The organism is Sutterella parvirubra YIT 11816 (assembly GCF_000250875.1).
Lineage (GTDB): Bacteria > Pseudomonadota > Gammaproteobacteria > Burkholderiales > Burkholderiaceae_F > Sutterella > Sutterella parvirubra.
On record NZ_JH604997.1, the window covers coordinates 3,360 to 4,269 of the forward strand.

At 66.0% G+C, this 910-nt stretch carries 1 protein-coding gene and 1 pseudogene; one reads left to right on the top strand and one right to left on the bottom strand.

What is annotated here, in order from left to right; all coding sequences use genetic code 11:
• Positions 1–99, top strand: a pseudogene (locus tag HMPREF9440_RS12080) (undecaprenyl-diphosphate phosphatase); the annotation flags it as partial.
• A gap of 68 nt (positions 100–167) precedes the next feature.
• Here HMPREF9440_RS12080 and trmB read toward each other — a convergent pair.
• Positions 168–893: a tRNA (guanosine(46)-N7)-methyltransferase TrmB gene (trmB, locus tag HMPREF9440_RS07495; protein WP_040764708.1), complete on the bottom strand. Its 726-nt coding sequence runs from the start codon at positions 891–893 to the stop codon at positions 168–170.
• Positions 894–910 lie beyond the last annotated feature (17 nt).

Here is a 910-nt window from a genome sequence, read left to right on the forward strand (position 1 = left end):
CACGACTTCCGCGCGTTCGGCTGGTACCGCATCATCTTCGGGATCATCATCCTCGCCGCGGTGGGGACGGGATTGGTCGACTGGCGAACCGACTTCTGACGGTTCCCGAAAACGCAAAGACCCTGCCGCGAGGCAGGGTCTTTCGCTTCAGGGCGACCGTCAGGACATCACTTGCGGATGTAGACGAGGTCCCAGATGCCGTGGCCGAGGCGTTCGCCGCGCGCCTGGAACTTGGTGGTCGGGCGCTCGGTGATGGGGTTCCCCATCACGGGGCTGAAGTTCCCCGCGCCGTGGAGGTTCTCCAACTGCGGTTCGCCTTCCAGAACTTCGAGCATCTGCTCGGCGTAGTTTTCCCAGTCGGTCGCGCAGTGGATGTAGCCGCCCGGACGGATGCGGCTCGCGAGCATCCCGATGAAGGGCTGCGCGACGAGGCGGCGCTTGTGGTGGCGGGCCTTCCTCCAGGGATCCGGGAAGTAGATGTGCACGCCCGCGAGGCTCGCCTCGGGGATCATGTCGCGCACGACCTCGACCGCGTCGTGGCGGAAGATGCGCACGTTCGTGAGGCCGGCCTCATCGAGGCGCTTCGCGAGGGCGCCGACGCCCGCCGCGAAGACCTCGCAGCCGATGAAGTTCACTTCGGGGTGGAGCGCGGCGATCGCCGTCGTCGTCTCGCCCATGCCGCAACCGATTTCAAAAACCGTGTCCGCGTCGCGGCCGAAGATCTCGGCGTAGTCGAGCGGCTTGCCCGTATAGGGGAGCTCGTAGCGGGGAAGCGTCTCGTCGAGCGCGCGCTTCTGCGCGGCGGAAATGTGCCCGCGGCGCATGACGAAGCTGCGGATGTGGCGCTTCTTGAGGGCTTCGAGTTCTTCGGGCGTAAGTTCGGGCTTGTCCATGTCGGCGGTTTCGAACG